This is a genomic window from Zymomonas mobilis (assembly GCF_006715975.1).
GTDB lineage: Bacteria > Pseudomonadota > Alphaproteobacteria > Sphingomonadales > Sphingomonadaceae > Zymomonas > Zymomonas mobilis_B.
Genome location: NZ_VFOF01000001.1, coordinates 1,596,710 through 1,622,203 on the forward strand (window position 1 = coordinate 1,596,710; position 25,494 = coordinate 1,622,203).

Annotated in this window: 18 protein-coding genes and 1 tRNA gene; 5 read left to right on the plus strand and 14 right to left on the minus strand. The window is 44.5% G+C overall.

Annotated elements, in window-relative coordinates; genetic code table 11:
* Nucleotides 1-718 precede the first annotated feature (718 nt).
* From pgl to FBY58_RS07025, 6 genes are all read right to left on the minus strand, one after another.
* Complete coding sequence (pgl, locus tag FBY58_RS07000) at nt 719-1,426, minus strand: 6-phosphogluconolactonase (protein WP_141920212.1); 708 nt, start codon at nt 1,424-1,426, stop codon at nt 719-721.
* A 332-nt stretch (nt 1,427-1,758) separates the two neighbouring features.
* Nucleotides 1,759-2,691, minus strand: a complete 933-nt coding sequence (locus FBY58_RS07005; protein ID WP_141920214.1) for an electron transfer flavoprotein subunit alpha/FixB family protein — start codon at nt 2,689-2,691, stop codon at nt 1,759-1,761.
* Nucleotides 2,688-3,437, minus strand: a complete 750-nt coding sequence (locus FBY58_RS07010) for an electron transfer flavoprotein subunit beta/FixA family protein (protein WP_141920216.1) — start codon at nt 3,435-3,437, stop codon at nt 2,688-2,690. The genes FBY58_RS07005 and FBY58_RS07010 overlap by 4 nt, the downstream gene beginning before the upstream one ends.
* 61 nt (nt 3,438-3,498) lie before the next feature.
* Nucleotides 3,499-4,695, minus strand: a complete 1,197-nt coding sequence (gene sucC, locus FBY58_RS07015; protein WP_141920218.1) for an ADP-forming succinate--CoA ligase subunit beta — start codon at nt 4,693-4,695, stop codon at nt 3,499-3,501.
* A gap of 535 nt (nt 4,696-5,230) precedes the next feature.
* Nucleotides 5,231-8,431 carry an autotransporter domain-containing protein gene (locus tag FBY58_RS07020; protein WP_141920220.1) on the minus strand — a complete coding sequence of 1,067 codons (3,201 nt, stop codon included), beginning with the start codon at nt 8,429-8,431 and terminating at the stop codon, nt 5,231-5,233.
* Nucleotides 8,432-8,745: 314 nt separating this feature from the next.
* Nucleotides 8,746-11,895 (minus strand): UvrD-helicase domain-containing protein, encoded by a 3,150-nt coding sequence (locus FBY58_RS07025; protein ID WP_141920222.1) that lies wholly within the window; start codon nt 11,893-11,895, stop codon nt 8,746-8,748.
* A gap of 112 nt (nt 11,896-12,007) precedes the next feature.
* On the opposite strand from FBY58_RS07025, the gene dgt reads away from it, so the two are divergent.
* Entirely contained in the window at nt 12,008-13,417 is a 1,410-nt protein-coding gene (gene dgt / locus FBY58_RS07030; protein WP_141920224.1) for a dGTP triphosphohydrolase, read from the plus strand.
* Between the two features lie 9 nt (nt 13,418-13,426).
* Here the strand turns inward: dgt and FBY58_RS07035 are convergent.
* From FBY58_RS07035 to FBY58_RS07050, 4 genes are all read right to left on the minus strand, one after another.
* Nucleotides 13,427-13,516, minus strand: a tRNA-Ser gene (locus FBY58_RS07035).
* Between the two features lie 249 nt (nt 13,517-13,765).
* A complete protein-coding gene (locus tag FBY58_RS07040) occupies nt 13,766-14,539 on the minus strand; it encodes an EAL domain-containing protein (protein WP_141920226.1) in 774 nt (257 codons plus the stop codon).
* Nucleotides 14,540-14,670: 131 nt separating this feature from the next.
* On the minus strand, nt 14,671-15,549 hold the full coding sequence (gene kdsA, locus FBY58_RS07045; RefSeq protein ID WP_141920228.1) for a 3-deoxy-8-phosphooctulonate synthase: 879 nt from the start codon (nt 15,547-15,549) through the stop codon (nt 14,671-14,673).
* A gap of 16 nt (nt 15,550-15,565) precedes the next feature.
* On the minus strand, nt 15,566-16,366 hold the full coding sequence (locus FBY58_RS07050; RefSeq protein WP_141920230.1) for a 3-deoxy-manno-octulosonate cytidylyltransferase: 801 nt from the start codon (nt 16,364-16,366) through the stop codon (nt 15,566-15,568).
* 392 nt (nt 16,367-16,758) lie between these two features.
* Between FBY58_RS07050 and FBY58_RS07055 the strand changes: the two genes are divergently transcribed.
* The 3 genes from FBY58_RS07055 (at nt 16,759) to FBY58_RS09380 (ending at nt 18,756) form a co-directional block, all read left to right on the plus strand.
* Complete coding sequence (locus FBY58_RS07055) at nt 16,759-17,367, plus strand: outer membrane protein (protein ID WP_141920233.1); 609 nt, start codon at nt 16,759-16,761, stop codon at nt 17,365-17,367.
* A 291-nt stretch (nt 17,368-17,658) separates the two neighbouring features.
* Nucleotides 17,659-18,465 (plus strand): outer membrane protein, encoded by an 807-nt coding sequence (locus FBY58_RS07060; protein WP_141920235.1) that lies wholly within the window; start codon nt 17,659-17,661, stop codon nt 18,463-18,465.
* A 147-nt stretch (nt 18,466-18,612) separates the two neighbouring features.
* Complete coding sequence (locus tag FBY58_RS09380; RefSeq protein ID WP_221624821.1) at nt 18,613-18,756, plus strand: hypothetical protein; 144 nt, start codon at nt 18,613-18,615, stop codon at nt 18,754-18,756.
* A 350-nt stretch (nt 18,757-19,106) separates the two neighbouring features.
* Here the strand turns inward: FBY58_RS09380 and FBY58_RS09550 are convergent, their stop codons facing one another.
* From FBY58_RS09550 to FBY58_RS07080, 4 genes are all read right to left on the minus strand, one after another.
* Nucleotides 19,107-19,847 (minus strand): restriction endonuclease, encoded by a 741-nt coding sequence (locus tag FBY58_RS09550; protein WP_260432142.1) that lies wholly within the window; start codon nt 19,845-19,847, stop codon nt 19,107-19,109.
* Nucleotides 19,848-19,991: 144 nt separating this feature from the next.
* Nucleotides 19,992-20,570 (minus strand): YqaA family protein, encoded by a 579-nt coding sequence (locus tag FBY58_RS07070; protein WP_141920236.1) that lies wholly within the window; start codon nt 20,568-20,570, stop codon nt 19,992-19,994.
* A 20-nt stretch (nt 20,571-20,590) separates the two neighbouring features.
* Nucleotides 20,591-21,499, minus strand: coding sequence for an acetylglutamate kinase (gene argB, locus FBY58_RS07075; RefSeq protein WP_141920237.1), 909 nt, complete (start codon nt 21,497-21,499; stop codon nt 20,591-20,593).
* Nucleotides 21,500-21,660: 161 nt separating this feature from the next.
* Complete coding sequence (locus FBY58_RS07080; protein WP_141920239.1) at nt 21,661-22,230, minus strand: cob(I)yrinic acid a,c-diamide adenosyltransferase; 570 nt, start codon at nt 22,228-22,230, stop codon at nt 21,661-21,663.
* Between the two features lie 517 nt (nt 22,231-22,747).
* On the opposite strand from FBY58_RS07080, the gene ppc reads away from it, so the two are divergent.
* Complete coding sequence (gene ppc / locus FBY58_RS07085; protein ID WP_141920240.1) at nt 22,748-25,405, plus strand: phosphoenolpyruvate carboxylase; 2,658 nt, start codon at nt 22,748-22,750, stop codon at nt 25,403-25,405.
* Nucleotides 25,406-25,494 lie beyond the last annotated feature (89 nt).

A 25,494-nucleotide genomic window follows, 5' to 3' on the forward strand; every position in this document is an offset into this window, starting at 1 on the left:
AAAACAGAATCCTTAAAAACTACCAATAACATCACCCCCATCAATAGAATAAAAATAAGAAAAATCTTTTTTTCTTGAAGATTTTTCTTTTCTTCATTTAAGCTCAAAAAATAAAATATTAAAGAAGTTAAAAACCCAAATGCATTAAAATACAGCAATAAATACAAAATATTTTTATCTAATGTTAATCTATAATAAGTACATGTTAAAAAATCATATACAAAAAATATATAAAAAATATTATATGACAGATAATCAAAAAAGAACGATTTAAACATTTTTTAATTATTTTTTCTGTTTTCCAAACATCCCATTTTGTTCTTATATTTTGTATCGGTATTCTAAAAAAATAGAAATGCAGAATGATTTGCTTGCCTGAAAAAATCGGATGAAGAAAAACAAAAAAGCACATAGAACTAAAAAAACTAAATAAAAATAAAATTGCATAAATTGCTATAATTGAAATACTAATGAATACAATAGAAGGTATATTAATATTTTTTAAAAAATAAGGAAAAATTCCAATTTTATTCAGATATACAAATAAGAAAAACCAGCCCGGCAAGGAAAGAAGCATTGTAAAAGGCACAATATTAAATACACTCAAATAGCTTTTTTCCCTATCGAACATAATTTATCCTAAAAAATAGAGCAGCTACTCTTGAAAAGTAGCCGCTCTATTTAAATGCAGTTATTCAAACAAAAAAGCAGGTTTTGCTTATTTGCTCCAGTAAACGTCGATGGATGCTTCGGTTTCACCGAGAACACGACCGACGGGAAGACGGCTGGACGCGCCTTCTTTCAGAGCATCGGTAAGAACCGTGCGTTTGTGATCGCCGGTAATGACAACCATAACGGTATGAGCAGAAGCCAGAGCAGACAAGCTGAGCGTTACGCGAGCAACGGGAGCTTCTGGTGGTAATGGCACAGGCAAAAGACCAAGTGCACGGCGTTCACGAGGCCCATTAACGGCTTCATCAAAATTGGGTCCCGGGAAGATGGAAGCGGTATGACCATCGTTACCCATACCCAACCAAACGAGATCAGCTGGCCATTTATAGGAAGCCAGTTTTTCGTCGGCTGCACGACCGGCGGCAGCGCGATCATCCAGATAGGATTCATCAATCAGGGAAACCAGCTCAGCGCCGGTTTTTTCGAAATATTTGGTCAGAAGGCCAAAGTTGCTCAATTCATTATCGCGAGCGACCAGACGGTCATCGGTCAGCATCAGCGTGACTTTTGGCCAGTCGAGATCACGGGCAGCCAGAGTCGGGAAAACCAGTTTAGGCGTCGAACCACCGGGAACGATGATTAAGGCACGGCCTTTTTTTTCGATAGCTTGCTTGATAATAAATTCGATGTCGTCGGCAATCTGTTTGGCCATTGCTTCGACATTTTCAAATTCCCACCATTCGGCTTCGGTCATCTTCTTCTCCATTCATACCTGCCATAATGTAAACAGATTGGCATTGCTGCCTTTCAAGCAGGTTTATCTATCTCAATTACAGAACGGCGTCGTCATAGAACAGTTTCAAACTATTTTGACGACTCATTGCCAGACTATTGAGAATATCCGACTTTATTAGAACCGTAAGCGCGATGATTGGAAGCAAAGATAACAAATTGATCCAGATTATATCTATGCAAAAGAGGCGGGATTGCCGTCATTAGATACAAAAATACGGACAACAAGCCTGTGTCTTGTCATCCGTATTTTTTGCGTTAGGCCTTCTTCATCTTACGATAGAAGAAGTCTGTTTAGAATTTTTCGATCAATTCCGGCATGACTTCAAAAAGATCACCAACCAGACCGATATCGGCAATCTGGAAAATCGGGGCTTCTGGATCAATATTGATCGCCGCAATTTTACGGGAATCTTTCATACCCGCGAGATGCTGGATGGCACCGGAGATACCGACCGCGATATAGACTTCTGGTGCAACGATTTTACCCGTCTGGCCGACCTGACAATCATTAGGTGCGTATTCGGCGTCGACCGCTGCGCGAGAGGCACCGACCGCCGCATGAACACGATCAGCGAAGCCTTCGATCAAGGCGTGGAATTTTTCAGGTGAACCCAAAGCACGGCCGCCGGAGACCACAATCGGTGCCGTGCTGAGATCAGCGCGACCCGATTGCTGTAAATCGACGGAGACAAAACGGGAAAGACCAGCGTCTTCGGTTGCGTCCACGGCTTCGATGGGGGCATCGCCCCCTTCTGCTGCTGCTTTTTCAAAAGCCGTTGCCCGAACCGTGATGACCTTTTTTTCATCAGCGGATTGGACGGTGGCGATGGCATTACCGGCATAGATTGGACGACGGAAAGTATCAGGCGAAACGACCGTGATAATTTCTGAGATCTGTTGGCTATCCAGTAAAGCGGCAACCCGTGGGGCAATGTTTTTGCCGTTGGAATTGGCCGAAGCGACCACAGCCTGATAGGAACCAGCCAATTTGACTACCAGAGGAGCAATATTTTCAGCCAAAGCATGGGCATAAACAGGCGAATCCGCCAATAAAACTTTATGCACGCCTTTTATTTTGGCAGTGGCCTCGGCCAAGCCACGGATATTTTCACCCGCAATTAACAGATCGACTTCGCTGTCAATCTGCAAGGCGGCGGTAATCGCAGACAAGCTGCCTTCATCGAGTGAATCACCGTTATAATCGACAAGGACAAGAACACTCATGCTACGACTCCCCATTCTTTGAGCTTGGCCGCAAATTCTTCAACCGATTCCACTTTTTCACCGGCCTGACGCACAGGAGGTTCTTCTACCTTCAAGGTTTTTAAACGCGGCGTGATATCGACACCAAAATCTTCTGGCTTTTTGGTTTCGATCGGTTTTTTGCGGGCTTTAATAATATTGGGAAGCGAGACGAAACGGGGCTCGTTCAAACGTAAATCAGAAGTGACCACCGCAGGTAAATTCAGGCTGATGGTTTCAAGACCACCATCAATTTCACGGGTGACTTCGATTTTATTATCGGCAACCGTCAATTTTGAAGCAAAGCAGCCCTGTGACCAGCCGAGAAGCGCGGCCAACATCTGGCCGGTCTGATTGGAATCGTCATCAATGGCCTGTTTACCGGCAATGACCAGATCTGGCTTTTCCTGATCGACAACAGCCTTCAGTAATTTCGCGACATGCAAAGGTTCAACATTTTCATCGGTTTCGATCAGGATGCTGCGATCAGCACCGATAGCCATACCGGTTCTTAATTGATCCTGAGCTTTGGCTACCCCCACAGAAACCAGAATGATTTCTTTGACGATGCCCTTTTCTTTCATCCTGACAGCCTCTTCGACCGCGATTTCATCAAAGGGGTTGAGAGACATTTTAAGATTGGAAAGATCAATTCCCGAGCCATCGGTTTTCACCCTTGGTCTCAGGTTATAATCAATCACGCGTTTAACGGGCACTATTACTTTCATCAGAATCTCCCTTTGCCGGTTATGAAGCATGCTGGAGTTAGTGTTACCGCAAGCTGAAATATCAAGCAGTCTGCCGGATAGCGGCTACGATTTTTTGAGCAGCATCACCGAGATCATTGGCTGTAATAATGGGCAATCCCGAAGAGACAAGAGCGGCCTTACCTTCGTTGACATTGTTGCCTTCTAATCGAACAACCAAAGGAACGGTCATTTCAAGTTCGCGGGCGGCGGCGATAATGCCTTCTGCGAGGATATCACAACGCATAATTCCGCCGAAAATATTGACCAAAATACCTTTGACCGAAGGATCGGAGAGAATAATGCGGAATGCGGCGGCTACTTTTTCTTTGCTGGCACCGCCGCCGACATCCAAAAAGTTAGCTGGCATTTCACCATGAAGCTGGATGATGTCCATCGTGCCCATAGCCAGACCGGCACCATTGACCATGCAGCCGATGCTACCATCCAGTTTGATATAAGACAGACCAGCCTGACGGGCTTCTTGTTCTAATGGATCGGAAGCACCGGCCTCGCCCATGGCAGCAATGCTGGAATGACGGAACAGGGCGTTGTCGTCGAAGCTGACCTTGGCATCAACTGGCAAAAGCTTACCATCGGTGGTTTCAACCAGTGGATTGATTTCAAGCAGGCTTATGTCGGATTCAATGAAGGCTTTATAAAGGCTGGCAGCCAGTTTGATACCTTGTTTGAAAACATCACCGGACAGGCCGAGCGCAAAACCAATCATCCGGCCATGATGAGGCTGGAATCCGGTTGCCGGATCGATAGCGATGCGATGAATGGCTTCCGGTTTATCTTTAGCAACAGCTTCGATATCCATGCCACCTTCAGGCGAAGCGACAAAAGTAACCCGACCCGTTTTACGATCGACCAGAAGAGACAGGTAAAATTCACGACCAATTGAAATGGCTTCCGTAATCAGCAGCTTTTCAACGGGAATACCCTGAGCGTCAGTCTGCGCCGTCACCAGTCGCCGACCCAACATTGAAGCCGCTTGTTCTTTGACCGCCGCGAGGTCGGAGACCAAACGAACGCCGCCGCCTTCTGTTGGCGCTTCGAGGAAATGCCCTTTACCGCGACCACCCGCCAAAATCTGGGATTTGATGACATAGGGGGCTGAAGAAAGTTTTTCTGCGGCCTGAACGGCTTCTTCCACGCTAGCTGCCATATAACCGGGGACAACCGATACACCCCGTTCGTTTAAGAGAGCCATCGCCTGATATTCGTATATATTCACCTGATTCTGGCCTTTTTACTGGATAAAATAACAGAATGTTTAGGACAAAATCAGTCGGAGGAAGCCCGACTGATGGTCTGATGAGAACCATGATAGTCGATAGAAAGCCGAACTTCTATAAAAACAAAATGAAGAAATAAAGCGCTCGCCATTTAAGGGATGATAGCTAATCGGTCTTTATATTTAATTTTTCATGATGACTTGAAAAAAATTTACGTAAGAAATATTACATCCATAATTGAACTATCTTTTATTTTTGTTACAGGAGTTAAATAGATTCGGATGCTTTCAACGGCTATGGATCTATTTTATGCGGCAATTAGCTCCATATTGCTGTATATTTATAGTCAGGTGATTGAGTAAGCCCCCTTGCTCACTGACAAAATAATGGCCGCTCCTTTTCTAGGGGGCGGCCTTCTTTTACAGAAAAATAGATTTTATTGGTAATAATACGACCTTTTTTCCTTGAAAAAAGGCCGTATCCGAGGTGGGTAATTCTGTCTGTTATTTTTATTTCAGACTGAATCTTGTGTTATCAGAAGCGATAGGTCACCGAACCGCGATAGGCAGTATAGGAGAGATCTTGGCGACCAAAGACCGTACCAGCCGATAAATCGAAATCGACACGCCGTCCCTTGATTTTCAAGCCGCCATCAACTTCACCCCAGTTATGATCGCTGTTAGGCAGCATGAAGGCCGCATCAGGGCCTATGCCATTGACGAAATTCGCCGTTATAGAATGGGGCTGATGCAATAATTCATGCACATAATGGGCGCTGGCATGAGGTGCCAAGACAATGCCACCAACCTTGACGTTACCGGAGAAATCAAAACCGGCTCTTGTCTGGACGGAATTATAAGCTTTGCGATTAAGCTGTAAAGCCGCTTCGCTATCGCCGCCGTCTATGGCACGATCGGTCAAGTTGTTGCCGTTGGTCTTTTGCCCCCGAACCGCGACATTCGGTGTAATAACCAACTGGGACAGTTTGATATCGCGCCCTAAGCCGATTTCGGCGGAACCACTGAAAGAGGAACCTTTCTGCCGGAAATTGTAACTCAGGCTGTCGATTGCGCCCTGTCTTTTGTTGGTTGTGCTGAAGATACCACCGCTGACCTGTCCTGATAAAATCAGTTTGGCCGGTAATTTATAGGAGGCATAAACTGTGGCCTGTGCCAAACTACCTTTGCTTTGTTGGCCGTTTGAAGTGTCGCCGTTCAAATTCGTATAGGACAGACCGACACCGGCTTTCACCTTGGAATTGGCTTCAATTTCGGCACCGCCTGCCAAGAACCATCCATTAAAGCTATCATGTCCAGACAGGCTGGTTGAAGGCATGGATTGATTATGACCATTCAGATAACCGCTTGCCACAAAGGCGCTGATATTATCAGCAAATTTGATATTGGGTGAAAGCGAGACAGTGTCTGAAATATCAGAGGCTTGTCTCTGTCCAACATTACGAGACGAAGAGGCTGATGCAAAAGCGAGAGGCTGGCCATAAAAAGCCAAACTGCCGCCCATATCTTCATGGCTGATACGGCTTAGACGTTGGCGGAAAAAGCGGGTCATGTTTTCACTGCCTGCCCGATCCAACGCGCGGATGGTAGCTTCATTACGCGGTGCCATCGATTCCAGCGTTGCTTGCAAATGCGCGGCATCCATCAAATCAAGGCGAGAGTAGATATTATCTAATCCCGAGACATTGGCCTGAAGATTTTGATCCAGCAATTGTGCATAGGCCGTTTGTGCCGAAGAATGACTGTTGATGATTTCCTGATAGCCTCTCATCCGGATAGTGGCAGTGACGCTGTTGTCGTCATAGCTTAAAACCGGATTGATAATGCCATCTAGACCAGTCGAGCTGCCGAATGTGCCGGACAGACCATCACTGGCCGTCAGGAAGGTAAATTGGTCACCGTTATGGACTTTATAGCCGGACATGGCCGAGAAGCGGACAGCGCCGCCGATATTGGCTAAGCCATTGACAGTCACCTTATCGGAGGTCTGGTTAGAACCCAATCGGATAGCCAGCGTACTGCCGGATGAAAGAATAAGATTACCATTAACGGTCATATTGCCTGTTGGGGCAATCACACCGGCGACATTGGTAAGATAGGGAGTGGTGATGCTGCCGCTACCACTCAACAGACCGGTAATGATAGCATAATCACCCGCTGTTGACAGATCACCATCAACATTCATCCAGCCATTATACTGGGTGACATCGATCAAACTGTTAAGCCCGTATCCCTTTTGAATATCGAGTTTAGCCCCTGCCCCATCGATAGCGAAACGGTCAACGGTCGCATTCATATCAAGCGTGGTCGTACCATCGGCAGAAAGCGTGATATCAAAATAGCGTGCCTTGGCACCACTTTCCCGGTCGGCTTCTTGGTTATTAGGCACAAAGCCGCTGGCATTAGGCAGGCCATTTTCCAAGGTCGCATCTGGTAATGCGCTTTGGCCGTTATCGCTTGCGCTTCCGGTCAGGGTTTTACAGAAATTGCTTGTCCCACTGTCATAACAGAGGCTGCCGAATTTAGGATTATCGCCGTTTACACCCGCTTCTGTGGTGGTAGGAACGCCGTTTACTAACTGACCATTGCTATCGATGATCTGATAGCTGGGATCAATTTGGCTTAACCAATGATCGGGATTGCTCCATTTACTATCTCCGGCCTTGGCAGTGGCGTAGTGGTAAGGATTATTTTCAGCGATCCACTGCCAATAGAGATAGAGAGGTTGATAAAAAGCGGTCGTGCCGTAGCTGCCTTCGACTTGACCCGGAAAATAGCGGTTATTGCCGGACAAAACGCCGATCATAACTTCTTTTGAAAAAGTCTGATCCAGAATAAGAGGCCCGCCGGAATCACCGGAAGCGGTCATGCCCTCTTTTGGGAGCGCAGTATCACTGAACAGATTAATATCGTTCGGATTGGCCCCTTCTTGCCCCTTTTTCGGATCATCAAAATCAAACTGATAGAGGTTCTGTGCTGAGCCATTAGCTGTATTCGATAAGAATCCTGTCACATCGTTCATAGAAGCCAGAGCACCCAACATGTTTTCCGCAGAGCGGCGTCGGTAATCTATGGCCTCAGTGGCGCCTGTTGAACCCGTACCTGACAGACCGTAACCGCTCATCGTCACATGATAGCCCGTGCCATTTTTGTCCGTGCTATCGGTAGTGCCGGTCAGCGGAGAAAAAAGCAGTGCCCATGTAGGGATATTGGAGGCCGGTGTGTCAAGCGTTGCGGTCGCGATATCGCTGTGCAGGTAATTTTTGCCAGACGGGTCAATAGACGCCGCGTTATATTTTACCTGTTCAACCGTATATATCGCCTGTTCAACATTGGTTTGGTAACGTTGTCCCGAAGATAGCCAATTGGTTACTGCATCTTTGTTGTCTGCCGAGAAACCGAAGCTGACTGGCGTGCCCCCTTGCCCCGAACCATAGCTGGTCGCGGCAGCATCATTGACGCAATGAGCAGCAAAAAGCACAGTTCTTGGATTGATCAAAGTACCGGTGCAGGTCGTAAGATTACCGTTTTGAGTGTCGGTAACCATCTGGCCAATACCTGTGAGATTAGTCTGATCCAAAGTACTATCCGGTGTATTGTTATCGTTGATAACAATAGCCTCGGCAGATGAAGGAAAGGCTAACGTGGCACCGGCTTGAATAATAAAGGTGACACTCGCTAGCCAAAGGCTGCGCTTCGAAATCTTCCGCTTGGACATGGGCCCCCATAACTTTAAATAAATTTACGACCAAAGTTTTGATAATAAAAAAATAAGTCGTTATTTATAAACAGCATGAAGGCATGTTTTATTTAGAGTAAATATTTCATATTTTGCATGATTTCATAATTTTCATTTAATTTAATATTCTAAAAAGCGAATTTTTCATTTTTTAAAACTATATATAATACTATTTTACATTATATTCAGTTTTACATTTATTAGTGAATTCAGTTTTTATAGGATTTTCATAAAAAATAAGCCAACCCCTGAGACAGGCATCGGCTTGGGCATTTTAAAAAAAAGTCGGTCTTTTAGAAAAAAGAATATTGCGCTTTTTTCGCGTCGAAAGAATGTTTTTTGGGTGTTTCGGTGATGAGGATATCTTTGATATTGTCGAGGAAAATCGAAGGCGTTTGCTTTTGGGCTTCACCGTAGATGAAGCGTTTTTTACTGTGTGTTAAGAATAGATAGTCACGAGCACGGGTTAAGGCGACATAGAATAATCGTTTTTCTTCGGCCTGTTCGATCGGTTTATCAGCCTGTTGATGTAGGTTGAAATTTTCTTTTTCTAAGCCGGTGACAAAGACAGCCGGAAATTCCAGACCTTTTGAGGCGTGCATTGTCATCAAGGAAACCCTGTCCCCGCGTTGATCATGGAAATCGACTTCATTGGCCAAGACAACCTGTTCTAAAAAGTAAGTATTGCTTTGACTGCCTGCTTTTTCCGCCAGAATTTTGAGCCATGAATAGGCTTGTTCTCTTTCCGCAGGCGAGAGAAGCGCCTCTTCACCCTGATTTTCTTGGGCAAGATGTGCCGAGATCGTTTCAAGCGAGGATAATCGACTGTCCAAAGAAAAGTCTTCGGGCATGTTTTCGATCATCTCCATAAAAGCTTTAACGGCTGGATGGTTGGTAATCGGTATTGGGGCTGTTTTACGGAATGGAATACCTGCTTGCGTGAAAGCTTTTTCAAAAGCTTTGGCTTGAAAGTTATTGCGGTACAGCACCGCGAAATCATGGAATCCAAGCGAGCTTTTAGGGCTGTGCCCTCTGTTTTTGCCAGCTTGTGCGGTCAACATATCGTGGCCGCCCATCAAGTCTTCTATTTTGGTGGCAACAAAACGTGCTTCATCTATTTCATCACGCGCGGGATAAAGGAGGGTTTTTTCGCCAAAATCGCGCATCGGCTGACCATTGTTGTCCGGCATAATAATATTGGCAGCGGCGACAATGTCAGTTGAAGAACGATAATTTCGACTGAGGCGACGGCTGATAATATCAGGGAAATCTTGCTGCAAACGGGTGAAGCATTCGGAATCGGCACCCCTGAAATGATAGATAGCCTGATCAGGGTCACCAATGACAGTTAATTGGGTATCATCCGCGATCAAGAGTCGGATAAGTTGATATTGGCCGACATCAATATCCTGAAACTCATCGACAGATATAAAAGAAAAAGCCTTTTGCCATTTTGCATGCAAGGCTGCATTTTCTTGCAACCCGTTGATAGCTTTTATTAGAAGGTCATCGAAATCGAGCCAATTATGCGATTGGTTCAAATTTTCTAGGCATTGCCGAAATTGTTCTTCCTCAACACCGCTGATTTGACCAGATCTTTTCAGAACAGAAAGACGTTCTAGCCATTCATCCGCTTTCTTTGAGGAGAGGCCAGCCGTTTTCATGAAAGCTTTTTTCTGCGTTGAGCGGTCAATAATCTGGAAGTCGGCGGCAAGGCCGAAGGCCTCACTGTCTTGTTTCAGCACATGGAGCGCAAAAGAGTGAAAGCTATGTATGACGGGTTGGTGATCTTTGTCTGTGATGAGCTGTTTTACTCTGGCTTTTAATTCATCAGTTGCTCTTCGGGTAAAAGTCAGGAGTAAGCATTTTTCAGCAGGAATAGCTTTTTCTTTTATCAGATGGGCAATCCGATGGGTCAGCATTTTGGTTTTTCCGGAGCCTGGGCCAGCCAAAATCATTAAATTCTTATCAGTAACCAATGCTGCCGCTTTTTGATCGTTATCGAGCGTAGCAAGCATCGGGTAATCAGGCATTTCGGTTGCCTGTTCTTCTGATTGGATGGGTTGTGGCTGAGGATTTTTAGATGGAACGGAGGCTTCATCCAAAGGGGCTGATGTTTTCTGTATTTTGGGATGGGTGGCGGGTTTTGTCATTTCCGTAACGGGAAATAACAAGCCGCCTTTGGTAAGCTTTTCCATCTCCTGTTTTTCAAATAGGCGAATAACGCCATATTCTCCGTCATATCCAGCCTGACGGATGACTGTGCCTTCTCTTAATCGGCGAATGGCTTCTTCTAATAAAGGATGGATGGCCTGCATTTCTTCTAAGGGGACATGGTGCAGAATCGCCATTTCAGAACCTAATTGCCGCAAGCATTCAGCATAGCGCTCACCTACCTTGCGGCTAGCAACGCCGACCCCAAGTAACTCGCTTAGAATTTCAGGTAGAGGAATTAAGCTGCTGACTTCACCTGCTGTCAGCGGTGGGACGGCTTCATCGCGATCAGCCAACATTTCAACCCGATGGGCAACCCCTATCGTCAAGGGCTTACCACAAACAGGGCAAAGGCCATCCAAGGCCAATGTTTCCTTGGGATCAAGTCGAATATCGCAGTTGCGATGCCCGTCGGCATGGTATTTCCCTTCTTCGGGGAAAAATTCGACGGTACCAACATAGCCTTCACCCGTTTCCAAAGCATGGCGAAGCGGTAAGAAACCCATTTCGCAGGAAAAAAGCGTGGCTTCTCGTCCTAATTTTGCCGGAGAATGGGCGTCCGAACTGGAAATAAGGCGGTAGCGATCAAGAGAAGAAACGCGCCAATTCATTTCAGGATCAGAAGACAGGCCCGTTTCGGCTGCAAAGATATGTCCAGCCAAATCGCCATAACATTCTTCGATAGAGTCAAATCCGGATTTTGACCCCAGAGCGGAAAACCATGGCGTCCATATATGCGCAGGAGCAAGCCATGAATCTTTGTCAGCTTCTAGGGTTATTTCTAGTAAATCACGTGAGTCTAGCCCCAGAATAGGGCGACCATCGGAAACGATATTGCCAATTTTTGCTAGCTTTTCAGCAAAACGGTCGGCGGCATCAAAGGAAGAATGATAAACCAGATGATGCACTTTTCGGGTTTTGTCGCCTTTTTTATAGATCGTTGAAATCTCACCCGAGATAATAAAGCGGACTTCTTTTTGACAACCGGAAGGCAGGGTTGCCATTAAAGGCTGTTCAATTTCTGGCTTGAGACGGAATAGGCCATTGCCTTCCGCGTAAAGCCGTTCCTTCATTTCTTGGCGCCATGTCGGATGGGTGCAATCCCCTGTGGCAACAAGTTGGATGCCTTTTTCGGCTGAACCTAACGCGAGATGTTCCAGATCGAGATTGCGGCTGGTGGCACGGGCAAAACGGGAGTGAACATGGAGGTCAGCCCAAAAACGCGTCATTAGAACACCTCATATAAATAAAATTAAATATTTTTAACAAATTATATTTAATAAATTCAAAACATTACTATTTAATCTCAAATATTTTTAGAATTTATTTGGGATATTTAAAATGGAATGGGAAAAATTACTTAATCACGATCGATTAGGATATAGCCGATATGCTGAAGCCCCTGATAGACCTGCATTTGTTCAAGATGCCGATCGCATTACTTTTTCATCAGCGTTCCGACGTTTAGCCAATAAAACACAAGTGCATCCCCTTTACGAAAATGATCATATCCATCATCGCCTGATACATAGCGTCGAAACGGCCAGTGTAGGAAGATCTTTAGGAATGAGAATCGGTCACTGGCTAGAAAATGAAAATAAAATTAAAAAAGGTGAGTGCCATACCCTTGCAGGCATTGTTCAAGCCGCTTGCCTTGCCCATGATATTGGTAATCCACCTTTTGGTCATGCTGGAGAATCCGCTATTGGTAAATGGTTTTCCAAAAAATTTGAAGATTCCAATGCCTCATCCTTATTCAAGGATATCTTGCCAGAAGAAATGGAGGAGTTAAAAAATTTTGATGGTAATGCTCAAGGATTTCGTCTGCTGACTAGACTTGAGATGGATCGCAATATGGGCGGTATGCGTCTTTCTTATGGCGTATTAGGCGCTTTCGTCAAATACCCAGTAACAGCGTCTATACGACAAAAAATTAAAACAGATGAAAATTATTGTGTCTTGAAAAAAATTGACATGCTTAAGAGCGAGCAAGATTTATTGTCTTTAGCCAAAAATCCTTATTGCGGCCTCAAAAAAATCGGTATTTTCAAAAGTGAGTTAGGTTTATTTAAAGAAGTAGCCGAGGCGTTAAATTTAAAATCAGAAAACACTGAAAATATTACTTGGTGGCGACGTGACCCTCTCGTTTTCATGGTCGAAGCCGCTGATGATATTTGTTACAATATTCTTGATTTAGAAGATGCTTATGCTTCTGGTGACCTAAGTAAAAACGAAATAATGGATCACTTTCAAGGGATATGTAAATCTATTCATATCCCGCAACAATATAATGCAGCGGAAGAAATCGCTAATGCTCGTTCTGACTGTATTGGTAAAGCGATTAAGGCCTGTGTCGAAGTTTTTAAAGAACGTTACGACGAATTGATGTCTGGTCAATTTTCAACATCCCTGATTGAAGAATCCAGCATCAAAGACGGCTTTGAAAAAATCAAAAAGACCGCCAAAGATCGTCTATTTACGTCGCGTAGAAAAACCGAACTGGAAGTCTATGGTAGGAATGTTGTCCATCGGATTTTGGACGGCACGCTGCCTGTTTTTGAAGATTTGAAGCAGAAAAATTGGGATGGAGAAAAGCTGGAAGCCTATCATCGGCAATTATGCCAGACGGTAGGACTGGACATAAGGGATGTAAAAACTCCTTATCAAGCACTGCATGCTTTAACTGATTGTGTTTCAGGCATGACCGACCGGTTTGCCGTTAAAATCGCTAAAAATCTCTCGGGGAATTAAGCTATTATATGGCGGAGAGGGTGGGATTCGAACCCACGGTACCCGTAAGGGCACAACGGTTTTCGAGACCGTCCCAATCGACCTCTCTGGCACCTCTCCGCAAATGGTAGCAACCATATTCTAGTCGATAGAAGCGCGCTAGTAACGCAATTATTCATTTTTGCCAAGAGTAAATGGCGACAATAGCCCTTCTTTTTATAAAGTTAGAGCTATTACTTTTTGCGAGAAACATAGCTTGATTGGGTTTAGATGTTAAAAAATGGCATCAATGCGGTCTATTTTGAAAACAGCGGTGAATTGAGGTTGTTATCTTTTGCTTCTGTGAAAAAGGAAACCTTCTAACCTCCTCTAATAGGGCATCGTTGCATGCGGCATTTGCATTAAGGCCGGACGCGCCAATAAAAATCCCTGCATTAGATCAACGCCCAAATCTTTTAACACATTATATTCTTCGAGCGTCTCGACGCCTTCCACGATAAAATCGATATTCAGCTCACGACAGAGATTCACCATCGCTTTCACCACAGCGCGGCGTCTTCTGTCTTTCTCGATGCCAATGACATAGTGACGATCAAGCTTGATAATATCAGGGTGATAGGCCGTTAACAGATTGAGGTTAGAATAAAGGCCTCCGAAATCATCAAAGGCGACTTTGAAATTTAGATGTTTATAAGTCGAAATGATATTTCTGATATGGGCGTAGTCAGTCAGATATTCTTTTTCTGACCATTCAAAAATAATTCGGTTAGGATTGATATTGAGCTTTTTACAAGCATCTAACGTCCGGCTGAGGCAATGTTCCGGATGATAGAGCGCATTAGGCATAAAGTTGAGACTAATGGCACCTTGCCATTCACAGAATAAGGCAGATTGAAGGGCTTTTTCACGGGCTTTTTGGTCAAAATAATAGCGATTACTGTCGTTGATTTGGGAAAGAATGAAACCTGCCCCCTCACCTTTCATGCCACGAACCAGCGCTTCTTGCGCATAAATATGACCGGTATTGGTATTAACGATCGGTTGAAAAGCGAATAAAAAATTAAAGCCTAGTGGTTGATCGTCTATTGGCTCAACACAAGAAGAAGCATCGTCTCCTCTTAAGAGTGGTTGAATCTGCCCCATCCGTGAAGTCCCTTTTTTACACCAAAACCAGAAACGGTTTAGTGTATAAAAGTTACTTACGTATTGACGGGGCAGATTCTTTAGTAAAATACTTATAAATAATGAAAGATAAAACGGTTACTCTGACCGTATCATTGATCGATCAGTTTACGTTCTTTAACAAAGCTGTCGAGATCTACCAGATTGGTAAGTAACGGTTCCAGATGATCAAGCGGTACTGTATTAGGACCATCAGACAACGCATTGGCCGGATCAGGATGCGTTTCCAAGAATAATCCGGCAATACCAACGGAAACTGCGGCACGCGCCAGAACAGAAACAAATTGCCGTTCACCGCTACTTTTATTGCCAAGACCACCCGGCAATTGCACGGAATGGGTCGCATCAAAGACCAACGGGCAATTGGTTTCCCGCATAATCACGAGTCCCCGCATATCGGAAACCAGATTATTATAGCCAAAGCAGGCACCACGTTCCGCAACCATAATAGAAGGCGCCGCGATACCAACCTCGGCCGCAGCGACACGCGCCTTGGCAACGACATTAGCCATGTCACCCGGAGCGAGGAACTGACCTTTTTTAATGTTAACCGGACGGCCAGAAGCGGCGGCGGCTTCGATAAGATCGGTCTGACGGACAAGGAATGCAGGCGTTTGCAAGACATCAACGACTTCGGCAACGGTCTGAACCTGTGCGGCATTATGCACATCGGTCAGGACCGGTAAGCCGACATCCTGCTGCACTTTTTCAAGAATGCGGAGGCCTTCATCAATACCGGGGCCACGGAAAGACTGGCTGGAAGAGCGATTCGCTTTGTCAAAAGAGCTTTTGTAGATCAAAAGGATGCCCAGCTTATCCGCGATTTTTTTTAGTCGCTCGGCTGTCCTTAAGGTCAAATCTTCTGTTTCGATCACACAAGGGCCAGCGATCAAAAATAATTTATGACCCAGCCCGACTTCCTGACCGCAAAGATTGAGGCTCGGATATTGGTTGTTCAGTTTGTTAGACATAGCATGTTGCTTTCGCTTATTTTATACCACGCGCCATTAAGGTGGCTTCAATCAGGTCACGGTCGACCGGATTATTCAATTCCCATAATTCAAGATCAGGTTTGTCGATGAGCGGAACCTTAACCGCTATCCCGTCATCCAAAAAGCGTAATTGTTCCAACCCTTCAATCATTTCCAGTTTTGACGGTGAACGGGACGCATAATGCCGTAAAGTGTTAGGGCGATAGGCGTACAGTCCGATATGTAAGAAGACAGGCAAATCAGGATCAGAGCGGTCAGCTTTCGAAAGATGAGGGATGACTGATTTCGAAAAATACAGCGCCTCACCTTTTGCATTGCACACCACGGTTGTTCCCCCGACCAAACCTTGCTTCTGATCATCGAATAGTTGGAATCGGACAGTGGGAGATGTCGTTACCGCCGGAGTCGCGATACCATATTCAGGTGAGCTTTTCATGATCTCGATCAGCTTTTCAACAATAAAAGCCGGAGTCAGCGGGGCATCCCCCTGAAAATTGATAATCAGATCATAATTATCGCCGAGCTGATCCAGAACGGCGGCGCAGCGTTCAGTCCCATTTCGGCAAGAAGACGGAGTCATGAGAGCTTCTCCACCGGCTTTTTCTACTACATCTGCAATACGTTGATCATCTGTTGCAACAACGACACGATCGACGCCTTGAACCGAACAGGCTGCCATCCAGCTCCGTATAATCAAGGGCTTTTTATCCCCATCTACACCGGATAAAGGCACAAGAGGTTTTCCCGGATAGCGGGTTGAAGCAAAACGCGCAGGTATTACAATTGCCACTGCCATGAAATTATTCCTTAAAATTACAACTTTGAATATTGATAATTATTATGCCTTTGGTATAGAGACGAAATATTCATAATATTATTGTATAAAATATATATAATTTTTAGAAATTTAGTTTTAAAAACGGGGTATTAGCAAAGAAAATAGTAGGGAGATTTTCTTCATTACCATCTGTTGCATGATGGCAACATAATCATTGTTTTATAGTATATTTTACTAATCCAGTCTAAAAATAAACAATACAACCCCGATATTATGCAATAATATTTTAAACATGCTATTTACGGAACTATAGCTTAATAGATATCTCGTGAATGGGTGCATTAGCTTATCGTTTTGCTTATGTGTAAAATGATATAGAGACCATGCCGAGTTCGGAAGTGGAGTAATTTATGCGTAAGATAATTTTTGCTGCCGCCGTTGCAACGGCTGCCATTGCAGCACAGGCACCAGCTCAGGTTATAAATACCCCGACAACCTTTCGTGGTTTCCGTATTGAAGGTGACATCGGATGGGATCGTGCGCGGGCAAATGGCGTCGGCCAGAATAACATGGGTTATGGTGGCACCGCCGGCATCGACGGTCAGATCGGTAAGTATTTCGTAGTCGGTGCAGAAGGTACCTATTGGAACCCCAGCAAAATGTGGGGCGACAACAACGGTAACAACATGGCGAACACAGCCGGTGGTGGTAGCGTTTCTACCAAAGCTTTCCAGGAATGGGATGCTTCCATCCGTATGGGTTTCTTGGCACAGCCTGACATCCTGCTTTATGCAGTTGGTGGTTATGCCACGACCAGAGAACGTACCCTTTATACTGGTGCTTCTGGCGTTGGCGGTTACCGCAATGTCGGTTGGAGCGATGGCTACTCAGTTGGTGGTGGTATCGAATATTCCATGAGCAAAATGTTCTTCATGAACGCTCAGTATCGTTACTCTCAGTTCTCTAATCACACCTCCCGCCAGCGTGCTACGCTCGGCTTCGGTGTGCGCTTCAGATAATTTTTCATAAATAAAGCTCCGGTTATTTTAACCGGAGCTTGAATGTTGCTTTATCTTCAAATAATTGTTGCGTCATTACCACATAGGAATGGGCAATATAAGATAGAGCGGTGCATAACATTGGATTTATGTGTAAAATCGTCCATGTCAGCAGAACCGGAGAGTATAAACACAGTAAGTTGGGTCAATAACTAACTTTGTTTAGAACTTTTTTCTTTGTATAAAACTTTTCCGACAGCGACGACGGACGATATTTATTCCCGAAGTCGCATGTGAAATGGAGTATATTGCATGCGTAAGCTTTATCTTGCAGCAACAGCCTTGACCACAGCGGTTGCATCACAGGCATGGGCACAGGATACTGTACCTCAGCCTGCGACCCCTTCCTATGGCGCCCCAGTATCAGACACATCCGCTTCGGATGGCAGCGCACCGGTTCAGGATGCGCCGGTTGTCGCTCAGGATACTGTCGCACAGCCTTCTGTTCAGCCGGTTCCGCTGACCCCTGATCCAAACGAAGTTGCTAACCATAGCGGTATCAAATTCCGCGGTCTTCGCGTTGAAGGTGATATCGGTTGGACGCGAGCTCAGGCAAACCATACCTCTGGCCGTAACAACATGGGCTATGGTGGTACCTTGGGTGTTGATGCCGTCGTCGATAACTTCTTTGTTTTCGGCGTTGAAGGCAGCTACTGGAACCCCAGTAAAATGTGGGAAAACAATTCCGGCAGCAATGTCGCGATTGGTAGCCAGGGTAACAACATCGGTCAGACTGGTGCTGATAGCTATTCTGCCCGTAAAATGTTCCAGGAATGGGATGCTACCCTGCGTATGGGTTTCCTCCCCACCAAAGACTTGTTGATCTACATGGCCGGTGGTTATGCTTCTGGTAAGCAGCGCAACGTATCTGTGAACGGCGCAGGTACCGCGCTCAACAACAAGTATGTTGGTTGGAGCAATGGTTATTCCGTTGGTGGTGGTATCGAATATTCGATCACCCACAACTTCTTCATGAATGCCCAGTATCGCTGGACGGAATTCGGCAACCATACCTCCCGTTCACGCGCAACGCTTGGTTTTGGTTTCCGTTTCCCCTAGGATTTCAGCCTTCAAATCTGATGATTTGAGGCAAAAAATATCTAGGTTATAGATTATATTTGAGGCAGCGCCGGTTTAACCACTGGAAGCTGCCTTAAATATTTTTAGGGGTATACTGTTTTATTTTGAATTATATTTGATCTTACAATGAGGCAGAAACAGCAAACAGCAAACAGCAAACAGCAAACAGCAAACAGCAAACAGCAAACAGCAAACAGCAAACAGCAAACAGCAAACAGCAAACAGCAAACAGCAAACAGCAAACAGCAAACAGCAAACAGCAAAATCTAGCTTTTAGAGTAAGCTATAGAAGCAAAATTTTTAAAGTTTCTCCCAATCAGCAGTAAGAATTAATGTAAATAATAACAAAAAATTTCTGCTGAAAGTCCAATCCGATATTTCCCAAAATCACTACAGACAGAAAATCTTAGTATTAGATTTTAGCAAGTGGATGGAATGTAGCACTTTGCGCTGCGATAAAATTCATTGCCCAAAACATGGCATAATTTACTAATCCTATGACACCAAGATATTCCAACTGTCATTGGTTGCAATTGCCCCTATGGCCTCCATCAGAACGAACAATTTCCCTAATTTTACAACCGGCTCGAATCTCTGCAATTTAAACTATATTTTTTGAATTAGATAAGCTCTTCTAATATTTCATTCGCCGTATCAACTAGCTGCGCATGATGTATTAAATAGACTCCGGTTGTTGTCGCAGCCTGTCGGGCGGGCTTCGAAAAAGTTGAATTTGTCACGACAATAGCCGCTTGAGCACCTTGAAAGGTTTTAGCCGTATAGGCTTGCTGCACGGCACTGTTGCCAACAGTCTTAGTATAAAGCTTACATTGAACGACAAGCCTTATCCCGTTTTTTATAGCAATTACATCAGTGCCTTGATCGTCGCTTTTTTGCGTTGCTTGCGCATTCCATCCATGATTTCTCAGTAAAAGAGCACAATATTGCTTATAATCAGCTGGATCCATCCGTTCATCAAATATTGAAGGATCACTTATATATTTTTCTGGAGAAGCTGATATTTCAAGAGGAATAGATGCAACATTTTCTATCAATGCTCTAGCTTCTAATCTTAATGAATCTATGCTTTTTTCATTTTTAGTATTATTAAATATAATTGGGTCTATTCGCGTTCTAATAAAATAATTAATTTCTTTTATCCATGCACCTATAAAAACAGAGCCATAGTGATCTTTTATTACTTTCTGATTTTTAGATATCTGAAGATTTCTTGCTTGTTTATTTATTTGTAATGTAATTTTATGAAGAGTGTTTCTGTATTTTGTTTTTCTATATTTTTCTAAAAAATAGCTTACCATACAAGATACAATTAAAGGCGTTAAATATACTATATATACCATAATAATGGCTCTCTTTTATATTGAGATATAATATATTAATTATATTATTTTATAAAAATTTACATAAAAATATTTATACTTTAAGTTAATTTATTATTATATTCATGGAATTAACTTAATATCAGCTAATTAAATCTTTAATTTCTATAAAATTTTAACCAGAGCAAAGCCGCTGACTAATAAAAGTAAGCAGACAGAGGCAACTAAGGTAAGCCGTTTTTCGATGAATTGCTCGATAGGTTTTCCATAACGACGCAAAAGTCCAGCGACGCAAAAGAAGCGTAACCCGCGACTGACAAAGGCAGCCGCTAGAAAGCTGAAAATATTATAATGGGCAAAACCGCTCGCAATTGTCACCAGCTTGAACGGTATCGGCGTTAGTCCTTTGACCAGAATAACGATTGCCCCATATCGGGCATACCAATCCTGAAAGCTTTGGGCTTTGCCTTCCAATCCATAGAGATGGATAAGCCAGCCGCCGACGCTATTATAAAGATAATACCCGATTGCATAACCGAACATAGCACCGACGACAGAAGCGAGCGTGGCGAGCAATGCCATCAACCACGCCTTTTCTCGGCGAGCGATAATCATCGGCACCAGCATGGCTTCTGTCGGGATTGGAAAAAACGAAGCTTCTGAAAAAGACAGAATGACTAACCACAGCAAAGCATGCCGATCAGCAGCTCGTCTTAGCGTCCAATTGTAAGTCCGGCGTAGCATAATAGGATTTATCGACTCTTTTATTGATCGAGCTTAACGAGCGTTCCAGCACCCTGCTCTGTGAAAAGTTCAATCAGAATCGAATGGGGCACACGACCATCAAGAATAACAGATGCGTCAACGCCACTTTTGACTGATTCGATACAGGTTTCAAGTTTCGGGATCATACCGCCTGAAATGATATTTTCTTTTGTTAGAGTATCAATCTCGGAAGGCGTTAATGTCCGAAGCAGCTTTTTATCGGCATCAAGAACACCAGCGACATCGGTTAACATGAATAACCGTGCAGCCTCTAAACCGGCAGCCAAAGCGCCCGCCATCGTATCCGCGTTGATATTGTAGGTTTCGCCATCGGCACCAACACCGATAGGAGCCACCACCGGAATGATGCCAGACTGGGTCAGCGTATCAATCAGACGACGATCAATCGAGACAGGCCGACCGACAAAGCCAAGATCGATATTTTCGTCATGGCCGTCTTCTGTGTTTTTCCGTGTCTTTTTGACTTTTTCGACTTCGACAAGATGCGCATCTTTGCCAGAAATACCGACAGCGCGTCCACCTGCCCGACCAATCCAAGAGACGATATCTTTGTTAATCGCCCCAGATAAAACCATTTCGGCAATCTTAGCCGTTTCAATATCGGTAACCCGCAATCCGTCGATAAACTGGCTTTCAACACCTAAAGCCTTCAACATCTTGCCAATTTGGGGCCCACCGCCATGCACAACGACAGGATGAATGCCGATCGCCTTCAATAAGACAATGTCTTCTGCGAAATCTTGTGCTGCATCCGGATTGCCCATGGCGTGACCGCCATATTTAACGACAAAAATTTTACCGGCATATCGCTGAATATAAGGCAAAGCTTCAGATAAGGTTTCTGCCTTATCAAGCAGAATACTATCGGGGGCATAATTAGCGGACATGCGCAGGCTCCGGAAACAAGAAAATTTTAAGTCAAAGTCGCTTTTGCGGAAAAATGCCCGATCGACAAGGGAAAAATAAAAATAATGGCTTTTATTTGCTAATCGCAAGAAGAGCAGAAAGGCTATTGCGTCTCTCTTTCAAAGGTGAGTACGCTCTTTTCTTATAGATTGCTTTTATGTGGTTCCCAAAGCGTTTCCTGATTAAGCTTTTTTCCCAGCCAGCGCGCCATGACAAAAAGATAATCTGACAACCTGTTCACATAACGCCGAACCCCAGCATTGATGACGATATTACTATCATTGAGGCGGATAAGTGCCCTTTCTGCCCGTCGGGTAATTGCCCGCGCCAAATGTATTTCAGCAATACCGCAACCACCGGCAGGCAAAATGAAGCTGGTTAAAGGCGGTAATTCCGCATTCATTTCATCTATTTCTTGTTCCAGCCGTTCGACTTGAGAAGCTGTGATGCGGAGAGAACCAGAAATCTTGTTATCAAAGGGCGTTGCTAAATCTGCACCAAGGTCAAAAAGGTCATTTTGAATAATGGCAAAACGGTTGCGACATACATCATCGGTTATTCTGGCAAGAGCCACACCGATAGCGGCATTGGTTTCGTCAATTTCACCAATGGCATCTATCAATGCATGACTTTTGGAGAGGCGTGCGCCACCGATTATGCCGGTTTTACCATCATCCCCGCTGCGGGTATAAATACGATTTAGAAAGACCATGATCTTTTATGAGTGAAAAACAGAAGGTCGTATAGAAAGAATTTTTAATAACCGTCATAAATTATATTTAAATACCACAATAAATATTTTGATATTCATTCCAACATTCAAATAAATAATGATTTAATAGTAATCAATATCAAAATATTGGCTCATTTTTCATGAGAGTAATTTCTGATTTTTTCTATATGTTTTTATTTCGATAGCAGACGAATTTTAACCTGCTTTTGTCAAAAAACAGAAGCGTCCTATGGGTAACTCGAATATCTAAAAGAGATAATTAGGCAGATTTTAGACTTGTGAAGTTGATTCGGTTATAGACAGATTCAAAGTGTTATTTTTGGGTTATTTTATAACTTTAAAATGAATAATTGCCTTTTAAAACAAGGATTCATGCGAACAAATTGTTTAAAAGATAATTTAATACAATTCTAATCGAAAAGACTGACCAATTTTTTGACCAAAAGGTCAGAAGATGGGTTGTCTCTCATCAGTAAGCTAGGCAAAGGGATGTTTTATGACCAAGCCGCGCACAATTAATCAGAACCCAGACCTTCGCTATTTTGGTAACCTGCTCGGTCAGGTTATTAAAGAACAAGGCGGAGAGTCTTTATTCAACCAGATCGAACAAATCCGTTCTGCCGCGATCAGACGCCATCGGGGTATTGTTGACAGCACCGAGTTAAGTTCTCGTTTAGCCGAGCTTGACCTGAATGACATGTTCTCTTTTGCACATGCCTTTTTGCTGTTTTCAATGCTAGCCAATCTGGCTGATGACCGTCAGGGAGATTCGCTTGATCCTGATGCCAATATGGCCAGTGCCTTAAAGGACATAAAAGCCAAGGGTGTCAGCCAGCAGGCGATTATTGATCTGATCGACAATGCCTGCATTGTGCCTGTACTGACAGCGCATCCGACCGAAGTGCGTCGGAAAAGCATGCTTGATCATTATAACCGTATTGCCAATTTGATGCGCTTAAAAGACGCAGGACAGACCGTTACTGAAGACGGGATGCCCATCGAAGATGCCTTAATTCAGCAAATCACGATATTATGGCAGACGCGCCCGTTGATGCTGCAAAAGCTGACCGTTGCCGATGAAATTGAAACCGCCCTTTCCTTCTTAAGAGAAACTTTCTTGCCAGTTTTACCTCAGCTTTATGCTGAATGGGAAAAACTGCTGGGCACCTCGATTCCAAGCTTTATCCGCCCCGGTAACTGGATCGGTGGCGATCGCGATGGTAATCCAAATGTAAATGCCGATACGATCATGCTGTCTTTACAGCGTAGTTCGGAAACCGTGCTGACCGATTATCTGAACCGCTTAGACAAGCTGATTTCTAATCTTTCGATATCGACTGATATGGTTCAGGTGTCTGAAGATGTCTTGCGACTGGCGGACAAAAGCGGTGACGAAGCGTCTATCCGAGCCGATGAGCCTTATCGGCGCGCCTTGAATGGTATTTATGATCGCGTTGCCGCCACCTATCGCCTGATAGCCGGTCGCAACCCTTCACGTCCGGCCTTACGATCTGCCGATCCTTATAAGCGTCCGAATGAGCTGATTGCCGATTTAAAGGCTTTGGCTAAATGCTTGGGTAATCTGGCACAGGGCGGCTTTAATGCCTTGATCCGTTCGGTTGAGACTTTTGGTTTCCATCTGGCAACCCTTGATCTGCGTCAGAATTCACAGGTTCACCAAAATGTTGTGAATGAGTTGCTGCGGGTTGCAACCGTAGAAGCTGATTATTTGGCTTTATCCGAAGATGATCGGGTGGCCTTGTTAAGACGGGAATTGTCGCAGCCACGGACGTTATTTGTCCCACGTGCGGATTACTCCGAAGAAACCCGTTCCGAGCTTGAAATCATTCGGGCAGCGGCACGCGCCCATGAAATTTTTGGCCCTGAATCCATTACGACCTATCTGATTTCGAATGGCGAAAGCATTTCGGATATTTTGGAAGTCTATTTGCTTTTGAAAGAAGCAGGACTTTATCAGGGTGGTGCAGAACCGAAGACGGCGATTGAAGCCGCCCCACTGTTTGAAACGGTGGCGGATCTGGAACATGCCCCAGAAGTGATGGAAGCATGGTTCAAACTTCCCGAAGCACAAGCCATTGCCAAGGCACATGGTGTTCAGGAAGTGATGGTCGGTTATTCTGATTCCAATAAAGATGGTGGTTATCTGACATCTGTTTGGGGTCTTTATAAAGCCTGTCTTGCCTTGGTACCTGTTTTTGAAAAAGCAGGCGTGCCGATCCAATTTTTCCATGGTCGTGGTGGTTCAGTGGGTCGCGGTGGCGGTTCCAATTTCAATGCTATCCTGTCGCAACCGGCGGGCGCAGTGAAAGGCCGCATTCGTTACACTGAACAGGGCGAAGTTGTTGCCGCCAAATACGGAACTCATGAAAGTGCTATTGCTCATTTAGATGAAGCGGTCGCTGCAACCATGATTACGTCTTTGGAAGCGCCCACGATTGTTGAGCCTGTATTCAGCCATTACCGGAAAGCGTTGGATCATCTGTCAGATTCCGCATTCCAGACGTATCGTCAGCTGGTTTATGGCACCAAGGGTTTCCGTAAATTCTTTAGCGAATTTACGCCCTTGCCTGAAATCGCCCTGTTGAAGATTGGTTCACGTCCACCGAGCCGTAAAAAATCTGATCGAATTGAAGATTTGCGTGCCATTCCGTGGGTCTTTAGCTGGTCTCAGGTTCGGGTCATGTTACCCGGATGGTTTGGTTTCGGTCAGGCTCTGTATGATTTTGAAGATACCGAGCTATTGAAAGAAATGGCTGTTCGTTGGCCGTTCTTCCGCACGACCATCCGTAATATGGAACAGGTCATGGCGCGTTCAGATATGACGATTGCCAAGCATTATCTGGCTTTGGTTGAAGACCAGACCACAGGGCAGTCTATATATGACTCGATCTGTGATGGTTGGAATCAAGGCTGTGAAGGTTTGTTGAAAGCTACCGACCAGAATTGGCTTTTGGAGCGTTCACCGGCTTTGGATAACTCTGTTCAGATGCGGCGGCCTTATCTAGAACCGCTTAACTATCTGCAGGTTGAATTGCTGAAAAAATGGCGTGGTGGGGATACAAACCCCCATATTATTGAATCCATCCAACTCACTATTAATGCGATCGCAACAGCTCTTCGTAATAGTGGCTGATGGTTATTCGGCATTAAAGACAAAGAAAAAACGGCAGAGAAAATTCTCTGCCGTTTTTTTTATTCAGAAACCGGATTTTCGTTTTTCAC

Coding starts and splice junctions, on each gene's coding strand:
- pgl (WP_141920212.1), bottom strand. CDS start 1,426: ATGACCGAAGCCGAATGGTGGGAATTTGAAAATGTCGAAGCAATGGCC.
- argB (WP_141920237.1), bottom strand. CDS start 21,499: ATGTCCGCTAATTATGCCCCCGATAGTATTCTGCTTGATAAGGCAGAA.
- FBY58_RS09550 (WP_260432142.1), bottom strand. CDS start 19,847: ATGGTATATATAGTATATTTAACGCCTTTAATTGTATCTTGTATGGTA.
- FBY58_RS09380 (WP_221624821.1), top strand. CDS start 18,613: ATGAGGCAGAAACAGCAAACAGCAAACAGCAAACAGCAAACAGCAAAC.
- FBY58_RS07010 (WP_141920216.1), bottom strand. CDS start 3,437: ATGAAAGTAATAGTGCCCGTTAAACGCGTGATTGATTATAACCTGAGA.
- FBY58_RS07080 (WP_141920239.1), bottom strand. CDS start 22,230: ATGGTCTTTCTAAATCGTATTTATACCCGCAGCGGGGATGATGGTAAA.
- FBY58_RS07050 (WP_141920230.1), bottom strand. CDS start 16,366: ATGGCAGTGGCAATTGTAATACCTGCGCGTTTTGCTTCAACCCGCTAT.
- FBY58_RS07060 (WP_141920235.1), top strand. CDS start 17,659: ATGCGTAAGCTTTATCTTGCAGCAACAGCCTTGACCACAGCGGTTGCA.
- FBY58_RS07055 (WP_141920233.1), top strand. CDS start 16,759: ATGCGTAAGATAATTTTTGCTGCCGCCGTTGCAACGGCTGCCATTGCA.
- kdsA (WP_141920228.1), bottom strand. CDS start 15,549: ATGTCTAACAAACTGAACAACCAATATCCGAGCCTCAATCTTTGCGGT.
- FBY58_RS07020 (WP_141920220.1), bottom strand. CDS start 8,431: ATGTCCAAGCGGAAGATTTCGAAGCGCAGCCTTTGGCTAGCGAGTGTC.
- FBY58_RS07070 (WP_141920236.1), bottom strand. CDS start 20,570: ATGCTACGCCGGACTTACAATTGGACGCTAAGACGAGCTGCTGATCGG.
- FBY58_RS07025 (WP_141920222.1), bottom strand. CDS start 11,895: ATGACGCGTTTTTGGGCTGACCTCCATGTTCACTCCCGTTTTGCCCGT.
- FBY58_RS07005 (WP_141920214.1), bottom strand. CDS start 2,691: ATGAGTGTTCTTGTCCTTGTCGATTATAACGGTGATTCACTCGATGAA.
- dgt (WP_141920224.1), top strand. CDS start 12,008: ATGGAATGGGAAAAATTACTTAATCACGATCGATTAGGATATAGCCGA.
- FBY58_RS07040 (WP_141920226.1), bottom strand. CDS start 14,539: ATGGGGCAGATTCAACCACTCTTAAGAGGAGACGATGCTTCTTCTTGT.
- ppc (WP_141920240.1), top strand. CDS start 22,748: ATGACCAAGCCGCGCACAATTAATCAGAACCCAGACCTTCGCTATTTT.